Source organism: Gilliamella sp. CG22, from assembly GCF_046635725.1.
Taxonomy (GTDB): domain Bacteria; phylum Pseudomonadota; class Gammaproteobacteria; order Enterobacterales; family Orbaceae; genus Gilliamella; species Gilliamella apicola_I.
In genome coordinates this window covers 77,251-102,835 of the sequence record NZ_JBIDFK010000008.1, presented here as the reverse complement: position 1 = coordinate 102,835, position 25,585 = coordinate 77,251, and the positions used below count along the sequence as shown (strand labels likewise).

21 protein-coding genes are annotated in these 25,585 nt (G+C 35.0%); 10 read left to right on the top strand and 11 right to left on the bottom strand.

Annotated elements, in window-relative coordinates:
* Positions 1–25: 25 nt before the first annotated feature.
* Together ACGH46_RS08530 and ACGH46_RS08525 are read right to left on the bottom strand one after the other, a co-directional pair.
* Entirely contained in the window at positions 26–253 is a 228-nt protein-coding gene (locus tag ACGH46_RS08530) for a hypothetical protein (RefSeq protein ID WP_411605275.1), read from the bottom strand.
* A 392-nt stretch (positions 254–645) separates the two neighbouring features.
* Positions 646–1,281 (bottom strand): hypothetical protein, encoded by a 636-nt coding sequence (locus ACGH46_RS08525; protein ID WP_411599725.1) that lies wholly within the window; start codon positions 1,279–1,281, stop codon positions 646–648.
* A 272-nt stretch (positions 1,282–1,553) separates the two neighbouring features.
* Between ACGH46_RS08525 and ACGH46_RS08520 the strand changes: the two genes are divergently transcribed.
* On the top strand, positions 1,554–2,048 hold the full coding sequence (locus ACGH46_RS08520; protein WP_411605273.1) for an N-acetyltransferase family protein: 495 nt from the start codon (positions 1,554–1,556) through the stop codon (positions 2,046–2,048).
* 54 nt (positions 2,049–2,102) lie between these two features.
* Positions 2,103–2,834 (top strand): rhomboid family intramembrane serine protease, encoded by a 732-nt coding sequence (locus ACGH46_RS08515; protein ID WP_267380117.1) that lies wholly within the window; start codon positions 2,103–2,105, stop codon positions 2,832–2,834.
* Between the two features lie 51 nt (positions 2,835–2,885).
* Here the strand turns inward: ACGH46_RS08515 and lolE are convergent, their stop codons facing one another.
* The 3 genes from lolE to lolC are packed head-to-tail and all read right to left on the bottom strand — an operon-like array spanning position 2,886 to position 6,036.
* Positions 2,886–4,124 (bottom strand): lipoprotein-releasing ABC transporter permease subunit LolE, encoded by a 1,239-nt coding sequence (gene lolE / locus ACGH46_RS08510; protein WP_411605271.1) that lies wholly within the window; start codon positions 4,122–4,124, stop codon positions 2,886–2,888.
* Between the two features lie 24 nt (positions 4,125–4,148).
* Positions 4,149–4,841, bottom strand: coding sequence for a lipoprotein-releasing ABC transporter ATP-binding protein LolD (gene lolD, locus ACGH46_RS08505; RefSeq protein ID WP_411590737.1), 693 nt, complete (start codon positions 4,839–4,841; stop codon positions 4,149–4,151).
* On the bottom strand, positions 4,834–6,036 hold the full coding sequence (gene lolC / locus ACGH46_RS08500) for a lipoprotein-releasing ABC transporter permease subunit LolC (RefSeq protein ID WP_411597398.1): 1,203 nt from the start codon (positions 6,034–6,036) through the stop codon (positions 4,834–4,836). The genes lolD and lolC overlap by 8 nt, the downstream gene beginning before the upstream one ends.
* 160 nt (positions 6,037–6,196) lie before the next feature.
* Here lolC and mfd point away from each other — a divergent pair, with 160 nt between their 5' ends.
* The 5 genes from mfd (at position 6,197) to mmuM (ending at position 15,663) form a co-directional block, all read left to right on the top strand.
* Positions 6,197–9,655: a transcription-repair coupling factor gene (gene mfd / locus ACGH46_RS08495; protein WP_411605269.1), complete on the top strand. Its 3,459-nt coding sequence runs from the start codon at positions 6,197–6,199 to the stop codon at positions 9,653–9,655.
* 471 nt (positions 9,656–10,126) lie between these two features.
* Positions 10,127–11,632: a DUF945 family protein gene (locus tag ACGH46_RS08490; RefSeq protein WP_411605267.1), complete on the top strand. Its 1,506-nt coding sequence runs from the start codon at positions 10,127–10,129 to the stop codon at positions 11,630–11,632.
* A 101-nt stretch (positions 11,633–11,733) separates the two neighbouring features.
* Complete coding sequence (locus ACGH46_RS08485) at positions 11,734–13,278, top strand: DUF945 family protein (protein WP_411605265.1); 1,545 nt, start codon at positions 11,734–11,736, stop codon at positions 13,276–13,278.
* Between the two features lie 53 nt (positions 13,279–13,331).
* Positions 13,332–14,729 (top strand): S-methylmethionine permease, encoded by a 1,398-nt coding sequence (mmuP, locus tag ACGH46_RS08480; protein ID WP_411605263.1) that lies wholly within the window; start codon positions 13,332–13,334, stop codon positions 14,727–14,729.
* Positions 14,722–15,663: a homocysteine S-methyltransferase gene (mmuM, locus tag ACGH46_RS08475; RefSeq protein WP_411605261.1), complete on the top strand. Its 942-nt coding sequence runs from the start codon at positions 14,722–14,724 to the stop codon at positions 15,661–15,663. Before mmuP ends, mmuM begins: the two co-directional genes overlap by 8 nt.
* 139 nt (positions 15,664–15,802) lie before the next feature.
* Here the strand turns inward: mmuM and ACGH46_RS08470 are convergent, their stop codons facing one another.
* Together ACGH46_RS08470 and ACGH46_RS08465 are read right to left on the bottom strand one after the other, a co-directional pair.
* Positions 15,803–16,357: a YbhB/YbcL family Raf kinase inhibitor-like protein gene (locus ACGH46_RS08470; RefSeq protein ID WP_267351899.1), complete on the bottom strand. Its 555-nt coding sequence runs from the start codon at positions 16,355–16,357 to the stop codon at positions 15,803–15,805.
* 87 nt (positions 16,358–16,444) lie between these two features.
* Complete coding sequence (locus ACGH46_RS08465; RefSeq protein ID WP_267351897.1) at positions 16,445–17,056, bottom strand: riboflavin synthase subunit alpha; 612 nt, start codon at positions 17,054–17,056, stop codon at positions 16,445–16,447.
* Between the two features lie 307 nt (positions 17,057–17,363).
* On the opposite strand from ACGH46_RS08465, the gene crcB reads away from it, so the two are divergent.
* Together crcB and ACGH46_RS08455 are read left to right on the top strand one after the other, a co-directional pair.
* The gene (gene crcB, locus ACGH46_RS08460; protein WP_411605259.1) at positions 17,364–17,741 is read left to right on the top strand and encodes a fluoride efflux transporter CrcB; all 378 of its coding nucleotides are present in this window, start codon (positions 17,364–17,366) and stop codon (positions 17,739–17,741) included.
* A 109-nt stretch (positions 17,742–17,850) separates the two neighbouring features.
* On the top strand, positions 17,851–18,249 hold the full coding sequence (locus ACGH46_RS08455; RefSeq protein ID WP_267351895.1) for a cell division inhibitor SulA: 399 nt from the start codon (positions 17,851–17,853) through the stop codon (positions 18,247–18,249).
* Between the two features lie 252 nt (positions 18,250–18,501).
* Here the strand turns inward: ACGH46_RS08455 and plsY are convergent, their stop codons facing one another.
* The 3 genes from plsY to ACGH46_RS08440 all read right to left on the bottom strand — a co-directional run bounded on the left by plsY (position 18,502) and on the right by ACGH46_RS08440 (position 22,945).
* Positions 18,502–19,098 carry a glycerol-3-phosphate 1-O-acyltransferase PlsY gene (plsY, locus tag ACGH46_RS08450; RefSeq protein ID WP_267351893.1) on the bottom strand — a complete coding sequence of 199 codons (597 nt, stop codon included), beginning with the start codon at positions 19,096–19,098 and terminating at the stop codon, positions 18,502–18,504.
* A 163-nt stretch (positions 19,099–19,261) separates the two neighbouring features.
* Positions 19,262–22,102: an excinuclease ABC subunit UvrA gene (uvrA, locus tag ACGH46_RS08445; RefSeq protein WP_411605277.1), complete on the bottom strand. Its 2,841-nt coding sequence runs from the start codon at positions 22,100–22,102 to the stop codon at positions 19,262–19,264.
* A gap of 372 nt (positions 22,103–22,474) precedes the next feature.
* Positions 22,475–22,945 (bottom strand): YhcH/YjgK/YiaL family protein, encoded by a 471-nt coding sequence (locus ACGH46_RS08440; protein ID WP_411605257.1) that lies wholly within the window; start codon positions 22,943–22,945, stop codon positions 22,475–22,477.
* Positions 22,946–23,355: 410 nt separating this feature from the next.
* Between ACGH46_RS08440 and ACGH46_RS08435 the strand changes: the two genes are divergently transcribed.
* A complete protein-coding gene (locus tag ACGH46_RS08435) occupies positions 23,356–23,721 on the top strand; it encodes a nuclear transport factor 2 family protein (protein WP_411605255.1) in 366 nt (121 codons plus the stop codon).
* 227 nt (positions 23,722–23,948) lie between these two features.
* Here the strand turns inward: ACGH46_RS08435 and guaA are convergent, their stop codons facing one another.
* Positions 23,949–25,532 carry a glutamine-hydrolyzing GMP synthase gene (gene guaA, locus ACGH46_RS08430; RefSeq protein WP_267351889.1) on the bottom strand — a complete coding sequence of 528 codons (1,584 nt, stop codon included), beginning with the start codon at positions 25,530–25,532 and terminating at the stop codon, positions 23,949–23,951.
* Positions 25,533–25,585 lie beyond the last annotated feature (53 nt).

The following is a 25,585-nucleotide window of genomic DNA, read 5'->3' as shown; positions in this document are numbered from 1 at the left end:
GGGTAGTTATTTTGTTCGCCATGGGTTACTCCTTTGCTGATGTGTCGGACTGGTTAGTCAGCTTTCCAACGTTATTTGGGTAATAATGATTTCGGTTGATTAAGTTGGAATAATTGGGGGTATTAATAATCAGAAAAGAATCAAGAAATTGATGTGATAATGATTGTAAATTAAGATACCAATCATCACGATAATGCCAGAAATTACCATAAATGGGTAATCGGTTATCTGATAGCACTAAACAACGAACCACAACTACTCCTTAATATCCATACTTATCCCTATTAATTAACTTTTATTTATTTTGTATTATCAATTACGATAATCTTATTTATAAAAAATTATATTACTTATCAAAAATTTGCAATATAATTTTTGATAAGTTATGTAAAATTAACAATAAATTAAAAAACGTGTAAATTCAAATATCGAAGTAAGCTTTTTATTAACGTTGTATTTTAATTATTCTAAAAATATTGAATAAAGATAATTTTTCAAAAGTGATAGTTGATTATAAAACGGTGTTGACTGTATGGAGATTATGATGAAAATCGTGGAATTAATTATCTTACTTATACCCTAATATCAACTCAATAATCCTACGGTGATCTTCATTATAATAAAATTTTGACTTGCTTAAATTCATCACTTAAATTCAACCAAATCATCATGTTGATGATTGACCTTTGCCAAAATTGACTGGATTTTTTTGTCATCATCAATAATTAAATAAAATGGGCGTAATTTTGGATAGTGATTTTTTAGTAAGTCACCTTTTGGGGTACCTTTAGGATAAAATTGAAAAGTAATAACGTTAGAACTGGCTATGATGTTTTTAAAGTCATCCCAATAAAATATCCCTTCTATATCATAAGATTTGACTAAAATTCCTTCTTCAAAAAAGGCATAATAACTGGTGACAGGCCATTTTAAGCTGTTGTAAAGTTTTTTTAGTCGCCTGATTTCAAATGAAACTGCAATATAATGTTGAAGGATCGAAAATACTATCATGATAGCACCTAGCAACATGACTAATAGAAGATTAAAAAATAGTTTATCTGTCGGATTATAATTTAGGTATAGCACAGTAAGCAGTACCCAAGACGCAATTAATGCGATAAAGGTTAGTATTCTTTTTTTAGGAAGGTGAAATCGAAGAACTATATTGTGGATATTGGAAAGAATAATTTTTTTAGACTCTAATTTGACATCGTAATCACACAAAAATTCTGCCTCTTCAGGATCAAAGGCGATATAAGGTTGGTTAACGGCTCCATTCATTCTGCTATTCCTATTCATTGTAGTGATAATCACTTTGCCATTATAAAAGACCCTAACACACATTGCAAAATAATTATTTGTTTATCATAGAGTTAATTTATAACCGTGGTGATAATGATTGTCCTTCAAGCATGATTGCAACTACGTTTATTGACTATTTTTCGTCCTGTATTTATTGATAATGGTTAACTCGGTTTCGGTAATTAATTGGTTGTCTGATTTAAATAATCTCATTACAATACCTTCCCTTATCCATTGACAGACTCTATTTTATGATCACGTATCGTCATGCCACACTCAGTGATTTGCCTTTTATTGTTGAGGTTTATAATTCGACCATTGCCAGCCGTATGGTCACAGCTGATACATCACCTGTTTCAATCGACAGTAAGCGTGATTGGTTTGAACAACATAATGAGAATAACCGCCCTCTTTGGTTAATTCAGCATCAAAATCAACCTTGTGGTTGGATTAGTTTATCTTCGTTTTATGGGCGACCTGCTTATTCTAAAACGGTCGAAGTGAGTTTATATCTTCATGAACAGTTTCGAGGTAAAAAAATTGGGCAATATATGCTTGCTCAAATTGAAGAATATGCCCGTAAAGTCGGTATCGATAGCATATTGAGTTATGTATTTGGTCATAATATTCCCAGTATCAGTCTTTTTAGTAAAATGCAGTATCAGCAATGGGGATTATGTCCAAAGATTGCCGAACTGGACGGTGTAAAGCGTGATTTAATTATTTTTGGAAAATCACTTATTTAAACGTTGTCAATATCAAATAACTTATGTAATTTATTTATAAGGATACAAGTTTACATGACCATTTCACAAAATTTAATTTATCTAGGACGCCAAGCCAAAATAACCAGTTCACTGATTGTGATTAATATTGCTTGGTTTGTTATATCCCGTCTTTGTGATAGCCGTAGTTTTGTTGATTCTTTAAAAAACTTGTTTTTGGTTGATTGGGGCGCCGATGTATCGCAATTGACTTTTTCGGGGCAATATTGGCGCATGTTCACTAGCTTATTTATGCATGTCAGCCTGTCACACCTGTTAATGAATATGATCGCTTTATGGAGTGTGGGCATCATTTTAGAAAAGCGCCTTCCAAAATTTGCCTTTATTGGTATTTATTTTCTTTCTGGATTAATCAGTAATTTAGTCAGTGATATTGCTAATCTTGATCGTACCGTGATTAGTTGTGGGGCATCCGGTGCAATTTTAGGAATTATTACCGCATTATTGGCTTATAGTTTGGTTAATCGGGCCAATCTTAAAGAAATGCCCATCAATGCTATTATCATTAGCTTAGTGCTTACCGCTGGCTTAGGCTTGCTTCCTGGTATTAATAATATGGCGCATTTGGGGGGGGCTGTTGCCGGTTTTGGTTTGGGTTTGGTCGTGTCGCTATTGATAAAATGGTTTGGTTATTCAAGTAAATTTACAATACTGTTTATTTGTTTATTATTTATCGTGACTATCTGGGGAATTTATATGGGCTATGTGCATTATGAATTACCGGATAATTTAAAATATCATTATTAATTACATTATATTGCGCTGATAACTAATGCTATCAGCGCCTGCTTTATCATATTAAAAACTGTTTAATATTTTTGCCGGATCAATTTTACATGCCCGCTTAGCCGGATAATAACTGGCGATTAAACTTAATAGCATGGCAGTAATAAATACAATTAGCACATCAGTTGCATGAATTTTTGAAGGTAAAAAGTCAATAAAATAGACATTTCCATTTAATACTTTATGCCCGATCAGCGATTCAATTATTTTCATTATATTTGACAGCTGCCAAGCGGATAGAACGCCTAAAACAACGCCGAGTAAACTGCCTATTAAGCCTGAAATAACCCCATACCAAATAAAGATATGTTTAATTAGGCGATTATTTGCGCCCAGTGTTTTAAGAATTGCAATATCTCGTTGTTTATCTTTTACAGCGATCACTAATGTCGAAACAATATTGAAACAGGCAACACCAATCACCACAATCATTGCTAAATACATGATTTGTCGTATCATTTTAATGTCTCGGTACATAAACCCGTACGAGTTTTCCCAACTGGTGTATGTGACGTTTTCGTCAAGATTTAATATCGCCCTTCCTAATAGGCTTTTAGCCAAATAAACTTGGTTAACGTTGACCATTATTCCTGTGACACTGTCACCAATATTTAAAAGTTTTTGTGCGTCAGCTAAAGGGATTAACGCAACATTGTTACTTAAGCTACCACTTAAATCTAAAATACCCACCACTTGTAAACGCACACGTTTAGGTGGTTTGAGTTGGTTATTATCACTTGATACCGGAATTAACAATGTTATCCATGCGCCCTGTTTTACCGACAGTTTTTTTGCCAGTCCCGATCCGATAATAATTTGCTGACTATCGGTTTTAAAATATTGCCAACGATCATCTAACACATATTTTGGTAATGCACTTATGGCTTTTTCGCGCTGTGGATCAACTCCCTGTACCTCAACGGCGCCAAGCTTGCTTCCATTTTCGATAAGCCCTGTAAAGCTGATAAATGGTGCCGCTGAAACAATATTTTTATCTTCTTCTAACTCTTGTTGAATATGCTGCCAGTCATCTAAATTGCCATATTGAGAATATATCTGTCCATGTGGTACAACCGATAACACTCGGTTTTTTAATTCATATTCAAAGCCATTCATGGCACTTAAGCCAATAATGAGTGCGGCAATTCCAATTGCAATGCTTAAAGTTGAGATAATCGAGATAAGTGATACCATGCCACTTTTACGGCGACCTTGACGAAATTTTATTGCCGTCATTAAGGATAGATTCATTTTGTTTTCCACTAAATCGTTTTTTTAATGTCCGCTTTCAGAAAGCTGCCCGTCACTCATAACCAATTGTTTATCTAATTTTTTAGCCAATTCAAGATCATGAGTAACAACCAAAAAAGCGGTTCCTTGTTCTTTATTGAGTTTGATAAGCAAATCAAATATGGCATCCGCTGTTGCTTTATCCAAGTTTCCGGTGGGTTCATCCGCCATGACTAAAGACGGGTTATTAATTAATGCCCGTCCTATTGCCACACGTTGACGTTCTCCGCCCGATAGTTCGGACGGACGATGTTCGGCTCTGTTTGTTAAATTAACTGATGCTAACATGTCTTTTGCCCGTTTTTTGGCTTCGTTGGGCGATACACCACCAATTAAGAGTGGCATAGCGATATTTTCAAGTGCGGTAAAATCGGGTAAAAGGTGATGAAACTGGTAGACAAAACCGATATCTTGATTGCGTAATTTTGCTTTTGCTTGTTCTGATAATTGATTAAGCTGTTGTGATTTGAATATGATTTCACCTGATGTCGGTTTGTCCAATCCACCCAGTAGATGTAATAGTGTACTTTTACCCGAACCTGAACTTCCTATAATAGCGAGTAATGATTGAGGATGAAGATCAAATGAAACATTTTTTAAGACTTCAGTCACCATTTTCCCTTCTTTATAGGTTTTATAGAGATTTTTAGCAGTCAGTAATGGCTGAGTATTATTCATAACGTAGCGCCTCGGCAGGTTGAATGGTTGCAGCACGATAAGCAGGATATAAGGTTGATATTAGCGATAACATGAGTAATCCGATAATAATAAAAACAATTTGTGAAGGTTCGATTAATGTCGGTAATTCTATACCTGCAAGCGATAAATCTAAGGTTTCCATGATGTTATTTAAGTTACAAGCAAGTACAAGTCCTAATGTGCTTCCTAGTAGTGTACCTATTACCCCTGAACTTGCGCCTTGTATGATAAAAATTAGCATTATTTTAAAACGTGATAATCCTTGAGTTTTTAAAATGGCGACCTCACCTTGTTTTTCCATCACCAATAAACTTAAAGACGTAATAATATTAAATGCTGCAACAATCACGATAAGGCTAATCAGTAAGCCCATGACGTTTTTTTCCATTTTTATTGCTTGAAATAATTCGCCCCGTTTTGCTCGCCAATCTTTAAATTCGAGTCCCTCCGGTAGCGGAGTATTCGTAATTTCAGCAATTTGTAGAGGGTGTTTCAAAAATAATCGCCAACCGGTAATTGTATTAGCTGGGTAACGGAGTAATTTTTGGGCATCGGTTTGGTTGACGTAAATTAAGGTTTGGTTAATGTCATGGTTAACCGAAAATAGTCCAACAACAGTAAATAAACGTTGTGATGGTATACGCCCCACTGGTGTGACCTGACTGGCATCGGTAACCATTAAACGTATTTTATTACCTACTGTCACGCCGAGTTGATTGGCTAATGTTTGTCCTAAGATTACATTATATTGCCCAGCCTGTAGATCGGATATCGATCCGGTATAAATATAATCTTGAATGGGATCATCATCTTCTGGATTGATGCCCATCAAGGTACTTACATTGATACTTTGTTCACTTTGCAATACCACGTCGCTAGTGACTAACGGCGTAATGCGACTTACGCCATTAATCTGTCCAAATTGTTCATATGCCGTGTTATCTATGACGATTTTGCCTTGTGGTGTGGTGATTTGTGCTTGCGGTAAGAACTTTAACACACTATTTTGCATCTGATCTTCTAGTCCATTCATGACCGATAACACCAGAATTAATCCCAATGATCCAAGCATGATCCCTATCATCGATAACCATGAAACAAAGCGACCAAAGCCATCAGTCTTTTGACCGTATACATAACGTAACCCAATATAAAGCACTAATGGACGAAATATTTTTGACATAAATGTTTATCATTTCCGAAACTTTTTGACAAAGTTTTGCAAGTTAAATAGAAGACGTTTATCATACAGGATTAAACAGTTATAGAAAACATCCAAGTAATTACGTTATAATGTATTAATACTTTTTGCACCAATATCAATTAAATTTATCATGTCTAAAAAACTCAATATTTCAACACTTATTCCACAAAAACCCGGTGAAGTAAAACAGTTTGGACAACTGGTAGGATCATCATTATCGAAACTGTGTGCCGATGCAATTGCTGCGCATAACGGTTTAGTGGTGATTGTCACCGATGATATGCAGCAAACAACCCGCATTTATGAAGAGCTGAAGCAATTTAGCCATTTTCCGGCTATTTCGTTTCCTGATTGGGAAACCTTGCCTTATGATAGTTTTTCACCTCATCAAGATATTGTATCTGAACGCTTATCTTGCCTTTATCATCTTGCACATTTAACCAAAGGCGCGTTAATTTTACCGATCAATACGTTAATGCAAAAAGTTTGCCCAAAAAGTTATTTAGGTGGGCATGTGTTCATTATGAAGAAAGGCTTACAAATTAGCCGTGAACATTTGCGAATGCAATTAGAAAATGCCGGTTATCGCGCTGTTAGCCAAGTCATGGAACATGGCGAGTATGCTACACGAGGCGCACTTTTTGATATTTTTCCTATGGGTAGCGATAAACCTTATCGTATTGATTTTTTTGATGATGAAATTGATAGTATCCGAACGTTTGATGCTGAAACACAACGAACGCTTGAAGAAATTGTTGAAATTGAGTTATTACCAGCTCATGAGTTTCCTTTTGATAAAGCGGCTATTGAATTGTTTCGTAGCCAATGGCGTGCAAAATTTGAAGTCAGATTAGAGCCTGAAAGTATTTATCAGCAAGTCAGTAAAAATATCTTACCAACAGGGATTGAATACTGGCAAGCCTTGTTTTTTAGTGAGCCGTTAACGACACTTTTTTCTTATTTTTTAGATAATACGTTAATTATTAATACGGTCAATATCGAGCAGTTTGCCAATAAATATTGGCAAGATATTAATCAACGTTATGAAAGTCGCAAAGTTGATCCTATGCGTCCTTTACTTGAACCCGCGGTTATTTGGTCTAAAACGGATGAAATCTTTGCTAATTTTAAACATTATCCAAGGATGATTGTATCGAATAACACGGTGGATGAGTCATCTAAAAATATCAATTTACCTTTTATGAGTTTGCCTGATATTGGTTTTCAGATTCAATTGAAAGACCCTTATCATCAATTTAATCAATTCACTGAAAACTTTAATGGCAAGATTATTTTTTCGGTTGAATCAGAAGGTCGTAAAGAAGCATTACAAGAGATTTTAGGTCGAATTCGTATTTATCCAACCAGCATTAATCAGCTTGATCAGCAAGCAACGGTTGATAACCGCTTTTGTGTCATGGTCGGTGCGGGTGAACAAGGTTTCATTGATGAACAACAGCATTTTGCATTTATTACCGAAAATGAACTATTAGGACGACGTGTTATCCGTCGTAAAAATGAGAACAGACAAGCTATTAATACCGATAGTTTAGTTCGTAGTTTAGCCGAATTAACCCCTGGTAAACCAGTCGTGCATTTAGAGCACGGTGTAGGACGTTATGCTGGGTTAACAACGTTAGAAACAGGCGGTATTACGGCTGAATATCTTATTTTGCTTTATGCAAATGATACCAAACTTTATGTACCTGTTTCATCGCTTAACCTGATCAGCCGTTATTCTGGCGGTGATGAAGAAAATGCGCCTTTAAATAAATTAGGGACAGATGCTTGGAGCAAAGCCAGACAAAAAGCAGCAGAAAAAGTCCGTGATGTTGCTGCCGAATTGTTAGATATTTATGCGGAGCGTGAAAGTAAACCAGGATTTGAATTTAAGCAAGATCGTGAACAATACGAACTGTTTTGCCAAGCCTTTCCTTATCAAGAAACGGAAGATCAACAAAATGCCATTGGCGCCGTTATCGGGGATATGTGTTCACCTTATGCTATGGATCGATTGGTTTGTGGGGATGTCGGCTTTGGCAAAACCGAAGTTGCAATTCGCGCTGCTTTTTTAGCTGTCGTCAATCAAAAGCAAGCCGCAGTTTTGGTGCCAACCACCTTACTTGCTCAACAACATTATGAAAGTTTTTGTAATCGTTTTGCTAATTGGCCAATACGTATTGAAAGTTTGTCTCGTTTTAAAACCGCAAAACAGCAACGAGCCGTCATTGATGCACTTGCAGAAGGTAAAGTCGATATTGTCATTGGCACGCATAAATTATTGCAGGAAGATGTAAAATGGAAGGATCTTGGTCTATTGATCGTTGATGAAGAGCATCGCTTCGGTGTTCGTCAAAAAGAACGTATCAAAGCTATGCGAGCCAATATCGATATTTTGACCCTAACTGCTACCCCTATTCCTAGAACATTGAATATGGCGATGAGTGGCATGCGTGATCTTTCTATCATTGCCACGCCTCCTGCTCGCCGATTAGCAGTGAAAACCTTTGTCAGAGAATACGATGATTTAGTGATTCGAGAAGCTATCCTGCGTGAAATTTTGCGTGGTGGTCAAATCTATTATTTACATAATGATGTCTCGGATATTAATAATGTGAGTGAAAAGCTAGCCGAATTAGTGCCAGAAGCACGTATTGGCGTTGGTCATGGTCAAATGCATGAACGAGATTTAGAGCGAGTGATGAATGATTTTCATCATCAACGTTTTAATATTTTAGTTTGTACCACCATTGTTGAAACCGGTATCGATATTCCTAATGCTAATACGATTATTATTGAGCGTGCCGATAAATTTGGTTTAGCGCAATTGCATCAGTTGCGTGGTCGGGTTGGTCGTTCGTATCATCAAGCTTATGCTTATTTATTAACACCACATCCTAAATTATTGAGTAAAGATGCAAAAAAACGTCTTGATGCTATCGCAACCCTAGAAGATTTGGGTGCAGGTTTTGCTTTAGCAACGCATGATCTGGAAATTCGAGGTGCAGGCGAGTTGTTAGGAAGCGATCAAAGTGGTCAAATTGAAACTATTGGGTTTAATTTATATATTGAACTACTAGAAGATGCCGTAAAATCTTTAAAAGAAGGAAAAGAACCTACGCTTGAATCACTGTTGACGAGTCAACAAACGGAAATTGAGTTACGTTTACCTACATTGATTCCAGACGATTTTATTCCGGATGTTAATACTCGTTTATCTTTGTATAAACGTATTGCGAGTATCAATAATTTAGATGAATTGACCGATATACAAGTTGAAATGCGTGATCGTTTTGGGCAATTACCTGATGCAGTTCTCTTTTTGTTAGAAACAACTAAAATTCGTTTTCATGCTAATCAATTAGGCATTACTAAAATTGAATTTGGTGAAAAAGGTGGGTTTATCGAATTTGGTAGTAATAATAAAATTTCAGTTGATTATTTAATTGAAACCATTCAAAAAGAACCTAAAAATTATCGTTTAGAAGGCAATAATAGATTAAGATTACAAAAAACTGATTTACAACGTGTAGAGCGTATTGAATATATCAAAAACTTGTTAACTGAATTTTCCACACATCAAACATAACACACAACATCTTGAAAATTGTTTAATAAATAGCTCATTGCTCTGTATAGATGCCACCCACATAGCAATGAGCAGAGCTAAATTAATATTGCCGGTCAATTTGAAGTTAATATAAAACGTTATTTGTTAGCTGAATAACTATCATGTTTTGATTCCTATCTACCAAACATTTTCTTTATCCTTCTTAATGAGTAAGGTCATACTCATTTTGACCATTAGCTATGCTTTTTTATCTGTATCGCTAAGTGTGCGATGAAATTAGAATCAATATTTTCTCTAATAAATTGTGATTTTATAAAATCACTTAAAAACTCGCTTATCGTTCTGAAATCCATTAGAATTGAAAGGTCAGAATCGCATAAAACTATTTATTCATAATAAGATAGTTTATTGATAATAATTTAGTTTTACTCGTCTCTGAATTATGAGCACATAATTTATGTAATAACAATGAATTAAAAGAGAAAACCAATGAAAAAAAGTAAATTAGCTATCGGCTTTGTAGCGCTATTAGCAATCGGATATGTAGGTAGTTCATGGTATGTTGGCAATAAAATTGAGAAAGAATTAGATAGTCAATTAATCAACATTAATGAAACGATTAATGGCTACCAAAATCAATATGATATATCAATCAAAACAAGCAATTATCAAAAAAATATTTTTACATCCAAATTTCACCTTACTATAACCGAAAAACCCCGTATTGAATATGATGTCAATGAACCAAAAACCGTTTTTGATGACGATATAACTATCCATCATGGTCCATTCCCTATGGCCGCATTAATTAAAGGTAACTTTGTCCCCCAATTGGCATGGATTGAATATGAAATGACTGAAAAAGACAATCCAACTCTTTGGAAACTTGCAGGAGATAAACCTTTTATTACCGCCACTATGGGGATTAAATTTAGTGATTATGTCGTCACAAAAATTACCACAAAAGCCTTGAATACTATTGACATGCCTCAGTTTAAAGAAGGAATAGATATTTCAGAAGGCAACATCACCATCACCAGTGATTTAAATGAATTGACCTCATCGATGTCTATAAAGCTTGATAAATTAAGATATAAAATTGATCAGGTTAGTTCAATCTCATTGAGCAATCTTAAGGTTAACTTAGAAAATAAAGGAGATGATATCGTTGATCTAAACTCAAACGTTGATACTTTAACGATAAACGCTCGATCAAGTCTTCCAGTCCAAATAGATATTGATAATATAAGTAGTTCAGCTCAGTACACAATAACATTTGATCCGATCAATGGAGCTAATATACCTAATTATCAATCCAAGATGAACATAGAAAAATTGAAAACAACTGTCTTAAGTTTCAATCCACAAGCGCCATTTGTTTTTAATAATATATTCTTTAAGCAAGATGTTCGATCTAATCCAAATAATAGCACAGAGGGCAGTTATGAGGCTAATATTGAATCGTTCAATTTTGGCAAACAAAATTTAGGTCATGGTGAGTTTAAGTTTAATTTTGAAGGGGTTAACACACAGAATCCGTTTGAAAGTTTATTTATTGAACAAAATGCATCTGACTTTTCAAAAATTCAATGGGATGGTTTGTTAAATTGGCATAATGCTGCAGGCGATATTATTGCCAACACATCAGCTATAGTCGATAACAACTTATCAACAGATGACAATAATAATGATATTACCCCCGATCGCATGTTAAGTTATAATATTCAGATTCCATTCAAAGTATTAGCACGTATGTGGGCACAAACGGAAAATTACAATGAAACGGATGTGACTGATGATATGATTGCTGGAAAATTATATATGATTAATTTGATCGCGAAATCTAAGATTAAAGATCATCCTCTTATTTCTATTGATGAAGATAAGCAAGGTATCTATATGGATTTGAAAATAAAACAGAGTGATTCTGACGTGATAATCAATGGACAAAAAATGAATAAAAATGATTTTAATCGTCTAATTTTTTCTCTTTAAGACTCTTTTTAGTTACGCCTAATTAGCTTGATAGGCTAGCTAGGCATTGCTTTAAGTTTATCAAAATCAAATCAAGAATTATAAAAAATAACGGGAAAACAATGAAAAAAATTAAATTTACAATAGGAATAGTTACAGTTTTAAGCATAGGATATTTAGGTTCAACTTGGTACATTGGCAATAAAATTGAAAAAGAAATTGATAATACCCTGTCATTAATTAGTGAAAACATTAATAGCAGCAAGGATATGAGTAAGATCAATATAACCAAAAGTCATTATGATAAAGGTCTATTTTCAACGAAATTACACCTGACTATCACCGAATCATTAGATTATCAAACGGATCTTGATAATGATAAAAATATCCTCTTTAGTGATGATATTACGATTTATCACGGTCCTTTTCCTTTCGTCAATATCGCAAAAGGTGATTTCACGCCTCAAGTCGCAACGATAGATTATCAAATGACTGAAAAAGCATTTCCTGAGCTTTGGAAATGGTCGAATAACCAATCATTCATCACTGGTCATGCCAGTTTAAGTTTTCAAAAAGAGTTCAATATTTATTTGAAAAATAACCCTATTAATATAAATCTGGTCAATCATGTGTTTGGCAAAAACAATTTCTACCTATCTGAAGGTGAGTGCTTTTTCAATGTTTCTAAAGATTTTTCAACTGTCAGCGTAAATTCACACTGGGACAAATTAGAATTAACATCGGAATTCAGAAACCTATCCTTAAAACTTGATCAAGTTTCTATCAAAACCGAGCCCGAAAGCAGTCATAACTCTTTAAATTATGTATTGGAGTTGAAAAATCTTTATTATTCAGAAGAAAATTATGATCTTATTGACAGAAATTATCAATATGTTACGACATTTAAAAAAGAGCTAAATTTTCAGGATGTAAAAGCTGTCAGAAATGGTGATGTCAAAAATGGAATATTACATAACAATTTAACCATTTATAAAGTTATATCCCAGAATTTTTTCAATGACAACGCAACCGCCATATTAAACCAAATATTAATAAATCAATCAATAAATCAAACTGATGAGGATTATTATGATTCAATAGACATTAAGATAGGTTCATTAACGTATGGAAACCAAAACCTTGGTTCAATCTCATCGAATAATGAATTTATAAATATGGATGGAATCAGTATGCTGTCGTTTGTATTAGGCGAATTTGGATATGGATTCGAATCGAGCGATCCTCATTATGTTAATCCTGATAAACTTAATAGGAGCATGTCCTATAAATTTAATTGGCATACTAATGTCGGCGATATTAATGCTGATTTATTAATTGATTATGATAGTAATGAGAGTTTTCGTGGATTATCTAGTGACGATAATATTCATCTTTTCAAACTTAAACTTGATATGCCATTTGACGTTATAAATTATATTGCAGCTCAATTTGAAAATTATCAACAAAACATTGTTACACAAGAACAAATTGATAAAATAGTATTAGGAAATGATATAAAATCGTGGTTAGATGAATCAATTCTTTTCACTTTTGAAAAAAATGGAATGGAAGGGATATATTCAGATGCCAACTATTCAAGTGATACACATCAAGCAGAAGTGAATGGTAAATTTTATAGTGAAGACGATTTTTTCACTCATTTTTGATGTGAATTGAGACAATAAATAATTTTTTAATACGCTAGCGGACATACCATGTTATGAACAATCATCTATCTAAATCACCTGAGAATCAATTTAAACGTACTATGCAAACTCGGCATTTAATTATGTTATCGTTAGGTGGCGTGATTGGCACAGGATTATTTTTTAATACCGGTTATATTATTGCAACCGCAGGAGCCGTGGGAGCGATTATTGCCTATTTAATTGGTGCTTTGGTCGTTTTTTTAGTTATGTTGTGCCTTGGCGAACTTGCGGTTGCTATGCCCGAAACCGGTGCTTTTCATACGTATGCTTCACGTTTCATTAGCCCCGCTACAGGCTATACCGTTGCTTGGTTATATTGGCTAACCTGGACAGTTGCATTGGGTTCAAGTCTAACCGCTGCGGGTATGTGTATGCAGTATTGGTTTCCGGATATTTCTGTTTGGGTTTGGTGTTTAATTTTTTGTGCAGTTATATTTGTTTTGAATATTGTGACTGCACAATTTTTTGCGGAAAGTGAATTTTGGTTTTCAATAATTAAAGTCATTACGATTATAGTTTTTATTATTGCGGGCAGCGCAGCTATTTTTGGTTTTATACCGATGAAAAACGATATGCCAGCCCCATTTCTACACAATATTACAGATAATGGTTGGTTTCCACATGGATTGACACCTATCATCATGACAATGGTATCGGTTAATTTTGCCTTTTCTGGTACAGAACTAATCGGTATTGCCGCGGGTGAAACTAAGCAGCCTGAAAAAAGTATTCCTTTAGCCATAAAAACAACCATTTTACGGTTAATCATTTTTTTTGTTGGCACTATTTTTGTACTGGCGGCTTTATTGCCCATGGAACAAGCAGGCGTCATTAAGAGTCCATTTGTGATGGTTTTTGAAAATATTGGTATCCCTTATGCTGCCGATATCTTTAATTTTGTGATTTTAACTGCCATTTTATCGGCGGCTAATTCAGGACTTTATGCATCGGGTCGAATGTTATGGTCGTTATCAAATCAAGGTACTTTGCCAAAATGCTTTTCAAGATTAACCACTAAAGGTATTCCAACCACCGCTATAACAGTGAGTATGTTAGGGGGATTACTGGCGCTATTCTCCAGTGTGATTGCACCTGATACAGTCTTTGTTGCATTAACGGCTATTTCAGGTTTTGCCGTGGTTGCTGTTTGGTTAAGTATTTGTGTATCACATTACTTTTTTAGACAAAAGCTTTCTCAAGAACAAATTATTAATTTAAAATATAAAGCGCCCTACTACCCTTTAGTCCCGATTTTAGGCACAATTTTGTGCGTGATTGCCTGTATTGGACTGGCTTTTGATCCCGAGCAACGAATAGCACTATATTGTGGCATCCCTTTTGTCATTGTTTGTTTTATGGCTTACCATTTGACGCATAAGTATCACACTCGAGTTACTCAAAATGATTAATAATAATCCGATTAAGAATTTATTAAACCAAAAAAACTTTATCATTGTTGACGGTGCACTTGCCAGCGAGTTACAACGTCGTGGATGCGATTTAAATGATAGTTTATGGTCAGCAAAAGTATTATTTGAGCAACCTGAATTAATTCGGCAAGTTCATTATGACTACTTTAAAGCTGGCGCAGACTGTGCCATTACAGCAAGCTATCAAGCAACACCTTTAGGATTTGCTAAAAAAGGGATTAATCTCAATGATTCTATTGCGTTAATACAAAAAAGTGTTGAACTTGCACAACAAGCTAAACAACAATATTTAAGCGAATTAGACCAACCTAAACCTTTACTCATTTCCGGGTCTGTTGGGCCTTATGGCGCCTATTTAGCTGACGGTTCCGAATATACAGGAGCCTATCAACTGAGTGAAGAAGCCTTTATGGAGTTTCATTATGTCCGCATAAAAGCACTTATCGATGCCAATGTGGATTTACTCGCTTGTGAAACCTTGCCTTCTTTTACAGAAATAAAAGCATTAACAAAGGTGATTAAACAATTTCCTGCAATACGTTGCTGGTTTTCATTTACACTGAAAGATGATCAGCATCTGAGTGATGGAACACCGTTATCATTAGTTGTCGAATATTTAAATAATATTGAGCAAATTGCCAGTGTAGGCATCAATTGCATTGCATTAGAAAAAGTGACAAGGTCACTAAATGTGTTAAACAAACTCACATCAAAACCATTAATCGTTTACCCAAATTCTGGCGAAGTATATGATCCTTTAATCAAACAATGGCACCCTAACCCGCAACATAATTGTACCTTTGCTAATCAGTTAACAAACTGGATAGAATCTGGTGCTAAATTAATTGGCGGTTGTTGTCAAACCACGCCTAACGATATTGCTAATATCGCTAAATTCCTGCAAGATAAATAAAACTTTTCGTTGAGTAAGTATACAAAATCAAATAATGTTGATTTTGTATACTTTTGGTTTGATTAGTTGATTTCGATATTATCAAACTTTTATATTCAATCACTAATAAAAGACTTCATATTGAAGAGTAACTTTCTCATCAACGACCGTAATTGAAGGTAATGGATGCTTTAGCGATTTGATGCGAATTGATGATAAAACCAACTAAAGCTGGCGTTGTTTTATCATCAACATTGATATTGTCTATATCAAGTGCATAGAGTGTAAATTGATAACGGTGATTAGAGTTTTCTGGTGGGCAAGGTCCGCCATAATTTGCCGTACCAAAATCATTACGAACTTGCTGACTTCCCTTAGGCAATAAATCAATATTATTACCAGCTGATTGCTTTAACGCTGTCGCATCGACCGGAATATTGACAACCGTCCAATGCCACCATCCTGATCCGGTTGGCGCATCTGGATCATACATGGTTAATGCCAAACTTTTTGCTTCTTTAGGTACATTATTCCATTCAATGCTAGGCGATAGGTTTTTACCCTGACAACCAAATTGATTATAAATAAATTGATCTGTAAAACCATTTTTATTTAAATCAGGACTGGATAGCTGCATTTCAGATGCATAACTGTAACTAGTGAATAACAATAATACTCCGTAAAACAAGGGTTTCAATTTGGTAGAATGACGCATGTTTACTCCTTATATTTTAAATGAATAAAATAAATAACTAACTTATTGACTAATCGGCAGTTTACATCACAATGTTCTATTTCAACCTCATTTAAACTTAGTTGCTAATACTCGCTCAACCGTATCAACTATCGCTTGAGTTTGTGAATCAATTTCTATATTGACTTTATCACCAACTTTTTTATTTTTAAACGTTGTTATCGCTAATGTTTCGGGAATAAGGTGAATTTTAAAACGATTTTCATCTACTTCGCCCACCGTTAAACTAGCCCCATCAATGCCGATAAAACCTTTATATAAAACATACTTTATAAACTGTTTGGGTAGTGTAAGTTGCATCTGGCAATTGGTTGCCGTTTTTTGAATATCAACAATCGTTGCTGTACAAGAGATGTGTCCAGACATGATATGTCCACCGACTTCATCGCCATATTTTGCACTGCGTTCAATATTAACGTAATCATTCAGTTTTTTATCGCCTAATGTGGTTAAAGCTAGCGTTTCTTGCATGATATCAAATGAGACCCAATCATCTGCAAAACCTGTTACCGTTAAACAACATCCATCATTCGCAATCGAAGCACCAATTTCAATATTTTGCGTTAGCTGACTTGGAAGTTTAACTTTATAAGTTCGTAATTTATCTTGATCGTTAATATCAATTATTTGACCAACACCCTGTACAATACCCGTAAACATATTATTTCCGTTTGAATCTTTTGAGATCTCCATTTTATCGTAATCTAATAATAAATTTCTATGTTTATCATTCATTCCTTAACAAATCAATTTAATCGGTTAAGATTGGTTTGAATAACTTATGTTAAGTACTATTAGATATACCCTAAGAACTCTATTTTTTTGATACCCTATTGAAACTCAGTGTTCAAGCAGCGTTATTAGAATTTGTTATACAAAAACTAGTCAATATTTATTAAGTCATTTTATAATGACATTCTCATTCACTGAGTAAAAATCATTTCTCAAATTTTATTAAGGATTGTTGATGCTAAAACTTATTTTAGCCATTTCATTCGGTTCTGTAGCGGGTGGTTTACTTCGCTGGTTTTTATCACTTAAATTCAATGTGGTTGCCTTTACTATTCCAATCGGAACACTATTATCTAATTTAATTGCTGGCTATATTATTGGTTTTGCCATCGCTTTTTTTAATCATTCTAATCTTTCCCCTGAATGGCGTTTATTAATCGTCACGGGTTTTTGTGGTGGTTTATCAACTTTTTCTACTTTTTCGGCTGAAATTGTTAATTTTTTACAGGAAGGCAGAGTAACATGGGCATTAGCGACAATAGGTATCCATGTTGTTGGCTCGGTATTGATGACTTTTTTAGGCATTTGGACTTATCAATATTTTCGTTCTTGATCGTTTTGTTAGCCTAATAATTGATTAGCCTAACATAACATAAAAAATATTTACAACCTTAAAATACTGTATTAATATACACTGTATATTAATACAGTTAGAGGTCATTATGCTTATTGAACAATCATCACAACAAATTATGGCGTTTGAGTTTGAATCTCCTTTTCAGCAAGTATTACAACAACAGCGACCGTTATTACGTTCATTTAATAAAGCAAAAAAATGGCAGCTTTGGTTATCCGATAGACCGATGTTAAAGCGATCTTGGGTTAACTTTGCCGGTTTAGATAAGCAAAAAGTAATCCATATCACCAATATAAAAAATGAAAATCTGGTATCAACGATTGAAAAAGCCTTACAAAATAAAACGTGTAGTTATGTCGTTGCTTGTATTAAGCAGCTTAATGAACAAGATAAAATACGTTTGCATAACGCGGTGTTAGCCAGTGATACAACGTTATTTTTGGTCAATGATGAATCCAAAGAGCAATATACTCAATACCATTAAACTGAAAAGATGATTATTTTTGGATAAGTTAAAAGGAAAGTGATAACACCAATTAATTCGATGAAGAATCAATCATCATCAATGTACGTGTTCTTTTTTCGAGAATTTTATTGAGATTGATACTTTTTTAGGCGAATTTCTAACTGATAATCATCAAGTAATAATTTGTGAAGTTAACAACTCATTTTTCATCGCTATCGTCATGTCAATACTGTTATGTTAACCGATCTGAATCCGACTGATGCCATTAAATTACAGTTTTAATCGCTTTAAGCTTTTTGGTTCTTCACCTTTTAATAAACGCATAATATTACTACTATGGCGAACAATAATGAGGCAAGAAAGCATAGTTACCGGTAAGGTCAACTCAGGTTTAAACAACCAAACATAAAATGGCGCCATAAGAAACCCGATAATAGCTGCAACTGATGAGTAGCCCGTTATCAATAAGGTTATTAGCCAAGTCAGTATAAAACATCCTGTAAAATCAAGTCCAATCGGAGCCATCATCCCTAATGCTGTCGCAACCCCTTTACCACCTTTAAAATGAAAAAAACAGGGGAAAATATGCCCAAGACAAGCAGAAATGCCAATAATACCTAAAAAGAAGGGCGATATTCCTATTCGATACGCCAGATACACAGGTAGCGTACCTTTGAACATATCAAAAATTAAGACAACAATAGCAGGTAGTTTACCATTAATTCGTAGGATATTGGTTGCCCCAGGATTGTGAGAGCCATGCGTTAAGGGGTTGGGCAATTTCATAGCATGACTAACTATCATAGCACCTGACAATGAACCACAAAGATAGGCGATGATGATCATCGCTAAGATTTCTAATGACAAAAGCCCCTCCCTAGATGTACCTATTTTCTGATTATTATATCGATAAAAAGTTAAACTAATTCAATTAATGAACTTTTTATCGATGTTTATTAATAGAGAAATAAATAAAAGTGGGGAGTTGCCTCCCGTCCTTTTTAATCCTTTAATCAAAATTGACTCTATTTTACTTTCTTTTTTGTTTATCTAATAGTGGTTTTAAATATTGACCCGTGTAAGATATTTTCGATTTTGCAACCTCTTCTGGTGTACCTTCGGCAATAATTTCACCGCCACCATTCCCCCCTTCTGGCCCAAGATCCACGATCCAATCAGCGGTTTTGACGACATCTAAATTATGTTCAATGACGACAATAGTATTACCTTTATCACGTAAAGTATGCAATTGCGCAAGTAATTGTTTAACATCGGCAAAATGCAAACCAGTCGTTGGCTCATCTAAAATATAGAGCGTACTACCTGTGTCACGTTTTGATAGTTCTTTGGCTAATTTAACTCGCTGAGCTTCCCCACCCGATAATGTCGTTGCCGATTGACCAATAGTAATATAAGCCAAACCAACATCAATCAAGGTTTGTAATTTTCGAGAGATCATTGGAACCGCATCAAAAAATTCACGCCCTTCTTCAACGGTCATATTTAAAATTTCGTTAATAGATTTACCTTTGTATTTGATCTCAAGCGTTTCACGATTATAGCGTGCACCATGACATTGATCACATGGCACATAAATATCAGGTAAAAAGTGCATTTCAACTTTAATTAAGCCATCGCCTTGACAAGCCTCACAACGTCCACCTTTTACATTAAAGCTAAATCGCCCCGGATTGTACCCTCTGGCTCGTGCTTCAGGTACTCCTGCATAAAGCTCACGAATCGATGTAAAAAATCCGGTATAAGTAGCAGGATTTGAACGTGGTGTTCGTCCAATCGGGCTTTGATCTATCGCGATAACTTTATCAAAAAAGTTAAGACCTTTAATGGATTTATAAGGTGCAATATCACTTTTTTCAGCGCCATTGAGTTCATTTTGAGCGAGTGGGTATAAAGTATCATTAATTAATGTGGATTTGCCCGATCCCGATACCCCTGTGATACAGGTAAACAGTCCGACCGGAATATTTAACGTGACATCTTTAAGATTATTACCCGTTGCCCCGATTAGCGATAACATCCGTTTTTTATCAACTTTAGTACGTGTTGCGGGGATTTCGATATTTTCTTTACCGGATAAATATTTTCCTGTAAGCGATGCATTATTTTCCATGATTTGTTTAGGTGTTCCTTGAGCCACAACTTCGCCCCCGTGAACCCCTGCCCCCGGACCAATATCAATCACGTAATCGGCAGCCATAATCGCTTCTTCATCGTGTTCAACCACAATGACGGTATTACCTAAATCACGTAAATGAGTCAATGTATCAATTAAGCGAGTATTATCACGCTGATGAAGACCGATAGAAGGCTCATCAAGTACATACATTACGCCAACTAAACCGGCACCGATTTGACTGGCTAAGCGAATACGTTGCGCTTCACCGCCGGATAAGGTTTCTGCCGAACGTGATAACGTTAAATAATTAAGTCCAACATTAATTAAAAACTGTAATCGGTCATTAATTTCTTTCAGAATTTTTTCTGCAATTTGGGCACGTTGGCCGGTTAATACTAAGTTGTCAAAAAATTCTTTTGCTTGTTGAGTACTTAAATCACTAATCGTTGGTAAATTTGTATCGTTAATAAATACATGTCTTGCTGTTGTACATAACCTTGATCCATGACAACATGGACATGGGCGGTTACTGATGTATTTAGCTAATTCTTCACGAATCGTTTGTGATTCGGTTTCTTTATAGCGACGCGTTAAGTTATTTATGATACCTTCAAAAGTATGTTTTCGTTTAACCACATCACCACGATCATTAGTATAAACAAAGGTAATTTCGGTACTACCCGAACCATTTAATAAAATATCTTTTATTTTTTCAGGTAATTTTTCGTAAGGCTTATCAATATCAAATTTATAGTGATCCGCCAAAGATTTTAACATCTGAAAATAGTAAAAATTACGACGATCCCAGCCTTTTATTGCGCCCGCAGCTAACGAAACTTCAGGCATTTGTACAATGCGTTTAGGATCAAAGTACTGTTGAACACCTAAACCATCACATTCGGGACAAGCACCCGCTGGATTATTAAATGAAAATAAACGAGGTTCCAACTCAGAAATGCTGTAACCACAAATTGGGCAGGCAAAATTAGCCGAAAATATTTTTTCTTCAGCTTTTGGATCATCCAAATTAGCTACTTTAACTATACCATTGGTAATGGATAGTGCTGTTTCAATCGATTCTGCCAGACGTAGTTTTAAATCATCACGAATACGAAAACGATCGACAACAACTTCAATAGTATGTTTCTTTTGTAATTCAAGTTGTGGTGGATCAGATAAATCATAGACATCACCGTCTACCCTTACCCGTATATAACCGCTTGCAGAAAGCTGTTCAAAAAGCTTAACAAACTCCCCTTTACGTTCGGTCACCACTGGTGCAAGTAGCATATATCGATTTTCAGCCGGTAATGCCATAATGCTATCGACCATTTGCGACACGGTTTGCGCTGCTAACGGTAAATTATGATTTGGACAACGAGGCTCTCCTATTCGGGCAAAAAGCAACCTGAGGTAATCATAAATTTCAGTAATCGTGCCGACCGTTGAACGTGGATTATGTGATGTAGATTTTTGTTCAATTGAAATCGCTGGCGATAATCCTTCAATGTGATCAACATCGGGTTTTTCCATTAATGATAAAAACTGTCGTGCATAGGCGGATAATGACTCGACATAACGCCGTTGCCCTTCTGCATAAAGCGTATCAAATGCTAATGAAGATTTACCAGAACCTGAAAGCCCTGTAATAACGACAAGTTTATCGCGTGGAATAATGACATTAATATTTTTTAAGTTGTGCGTTCTCGCACCTCGAATATCGATATCTTTAATTGACATAGATCTCTTCTTAAGTATGTTTTTTGTACAATTCAAATGAAAATTTAACTGTATATTATACCAGTGATGAGTGATGAAATATAGTACTAATTCACCGTTGATGAGTTTATGGGTTTTACGGTTCTTTTATTAACGCTAACAAATTTATCAATAAAATTCAATGAGCAAAATATCATAATGAGTTTTATCGTACTCCGTTAATGCCAGAACATTTAAGCATAATGTGCCAGTTAACCGACTTTTCGAAGTAAGCATTGAAAATAGATGTTCACTATTTATTAAACTCATTAGCTTGGATGCAATTTTGGCAAGTATGTCATAGTATATACGCTAAATTCATCTCAATTTAGCGCAATGATTCCTAAATTAAAGATGATCTAAGGCTATTTTAATGACCACTTTACGAACAGTATTAATGTTATTGTTTATTGCACACAAAGGTTTATGGACTTCATTAGGAAAAAAAACAATGAAATCGTTTGAATGCAAAACCAGTAATGTTTCTTCCTTAGGGGTTTCAACAAATGCAATATCGTTAGTAGTAAGTTGATCATCGAGCCTGTTAGTGTAAGGTGGTAAAGTATTAATCGCCATTCCCTCTTGACCGTCTAATACAATTTGCACATCAATATATTTTTGATGATATTCAGGTTTAGCCTTGTCAATGTGACGAGTTGAACTATCAGATAGCATAAAAAATATCTTATCACCGTCAATGTCATAACGCCCTATAGGCGTATTTTGATTGACATTATCTTTGATATATTCAATCGATTGCTTTATTTTGGCAGGCAAATAAGGGACTAAATTTAAATGGTTAATATTACCTAAAATCATATTTGATAATCCTTCATAAATGAAACATTACTGATATCACAAATACACAGCATTTGTTTAAGTATATACTTATCCAATACATTTTAATAGATAGACTGTGATAGCCTTTAGACTTTTTTGATTCCTATTACGAATGCTTTATATTGATAAAATAATTAGTTATTGTGTTAAGTTATCCCAGTAAGATTAAAATGACCTAATATGGTCGACTTTAGACTAATCGAGTTTAAACAGAAATCGTGACATTTGATTAAGGAGGTGGTATAACACTAACTGCCATTTATTATTTACAGTCTTTATCATTATCATATCCATTTTTTAATACACAATAGCTATTCAGATTTTCTTCTTTTCTTAATAAGTCATTAATTTCAATAGAATGTATGTCTTTCTAACAAAAGGTAACTATGATGAAAAATAAAGAATTGATCGAAAATTATTACAAAGATGTTTTTATTAACGGTAATGTGGATAAAATTCCTCATTATATTGCAGAAAACTATATTCAACATAATCCTCAAGTTGAAGATGGTCAAGCAGGATTTATTAAATTTTTCAAAGGGTTTATTAAAACTAAACCCAAACTCGACATTATCAACATCAGTTGTGAAGCGAATATGGTTTACGTATTTTATAAATGTTCCCTACCAGACGGTACTGTAAATAAAGTATGTGATATTTATCGTGTCGAAGGCAATAAGATCGTTGAACATTGGGATGTCATTGAGTCCCATGTAGAAAAAGTAAAATCGGTTAATAAAAATAGTTTATTTTAGATCATTTTATGGAATAAACATGACAACCTTATCTTGATTGGGTTTAAAGGATAAGGTTGTAATTAGACATTAAGCACTGATTCTTAATCATCAACGATAATAAGACAATTTCTCTACCCAAATGACTGTTATACTGTTTGTAATCAGCAGATTGGAAAATACTACAGCAAAAAACAGCGCTTTATCAGCGCTGATATTTCGATTATGCTGGATTATTAAGTTATTTTTTATTCCCACTCAATCGTCGCTGGCGGTTTACCGCTGATGTCATAAACAACGCGAGATATTCCGTTTACTTCATTAATGATCCGATTTGATACTCGTCCTAAGAAGTCATATGGCAGATGTGCCCAGTGAGCGGTCATAAAGTCGATAGTCTCAACTGCACGTAACGAGACAACCCAGTCGTATTTACGCCCATCCCCCATTACGCCGACTGAACGTACCGGTAAAAATACGGTGAAAGCTTGGCTGACTTTGTGGTATAGGTCGGCTTTATACAGTTCTTCGATAAAGATCGCATCAGCTTGACGGAGTAAGTCACAATACTCTTTTTTCACTTCGCCAAGTACTCGAACGCCTAAACCCGGTCCAGGGAATGGATGACGATATAACATGTCATATGGTAAACCTAACTCTAACCCAACTTTACGTACTTCATCTTTAAAAAGTTCTCGTAGTGGTTCCACTAACCCCATTTTCATCTCTTCTGGCAAACCACCGACATTATGATGCGATTTAATCACATGTGCTTTACCGGTATCAGCTGCCGCAGATTCGATCACATCAGGATAAATAGTACCTTGTGCTAACCATTTCACATCTTTGAGTTTTGCCGCTTCTTCATCAAACACAGCGACAAATTCACGCCCTATAATCTTGCGTTTAGCTTCGGGATCGGCCTCCCCTTTTAGGGCTGCTAAAAAGCGGTCTTCGGCATTCACGGCTATAATATTTAACCCAAATTTATTGCCGAACATGTCCATAACTTGTTGCGCTTCGTTCAAACGTAATAAACCATGATCGACAAAAACACAGGTCAGCTGATCACCAATGGCTTGATGGAGTAATAATGCCGTAACAGAAGAGTCAACGCCACCCGATAACCCTAATAATACTTTATCTTTGCCGACTTTTTCTTTTATTCGGGTAATTGCATCGGTAATAATAGAAGATGGTGTCCATAGTTTTTCACAATGACAAATATCAATTACAAACCGTTGGAGCAATTCAAACCCTTTTATTGTATGAGTGACTTCGGGGTGAAACTGAACGCCATAAAATTGCTTTTCATCATTAGCCATGATGGCAAATGGGCAGGTTTCTGTTCGACCAATGACCGTAAAACTATCCGGTAAAGTTGTGACTTTATCACCATGACTCATCCAGACATCAAGTTGATCTATACCATCGTTGTTAGTACTATCTAAAATGCCGTCAGTTAATTTTGAGCGTCCGATAATGTCGACTTTAGCATAACCAAACTCACGTTGATTTGAACCGGTGACTTGTCCACCTTGACCAACTTGAATTGCCATAGTTTGCATACCATAACAGATACCTAAAACAGGCACACCTGCGTTAAAAACATATTCGGGGGCTCTTGGGCTATTTTGTGCTGTCGTACTTTCTGGACCACCCGATAAAATAATCCCTTTAGGATTGAATTGTTTAATTTTTTCTTCCGATACATCCCACGGCCAAAGCTCACAATAAACACCAATTTCACGAATCCGACGTGCAATTAATTGGGTAACTTGTGAACCAAAATCAAGAATTAAAATACGTTGCTGGTGGATGTCATTTTTCATCAAATTTGTTCCTAAACTATGGTCTATTACAAAATCAAGGTGGTATTGTATCA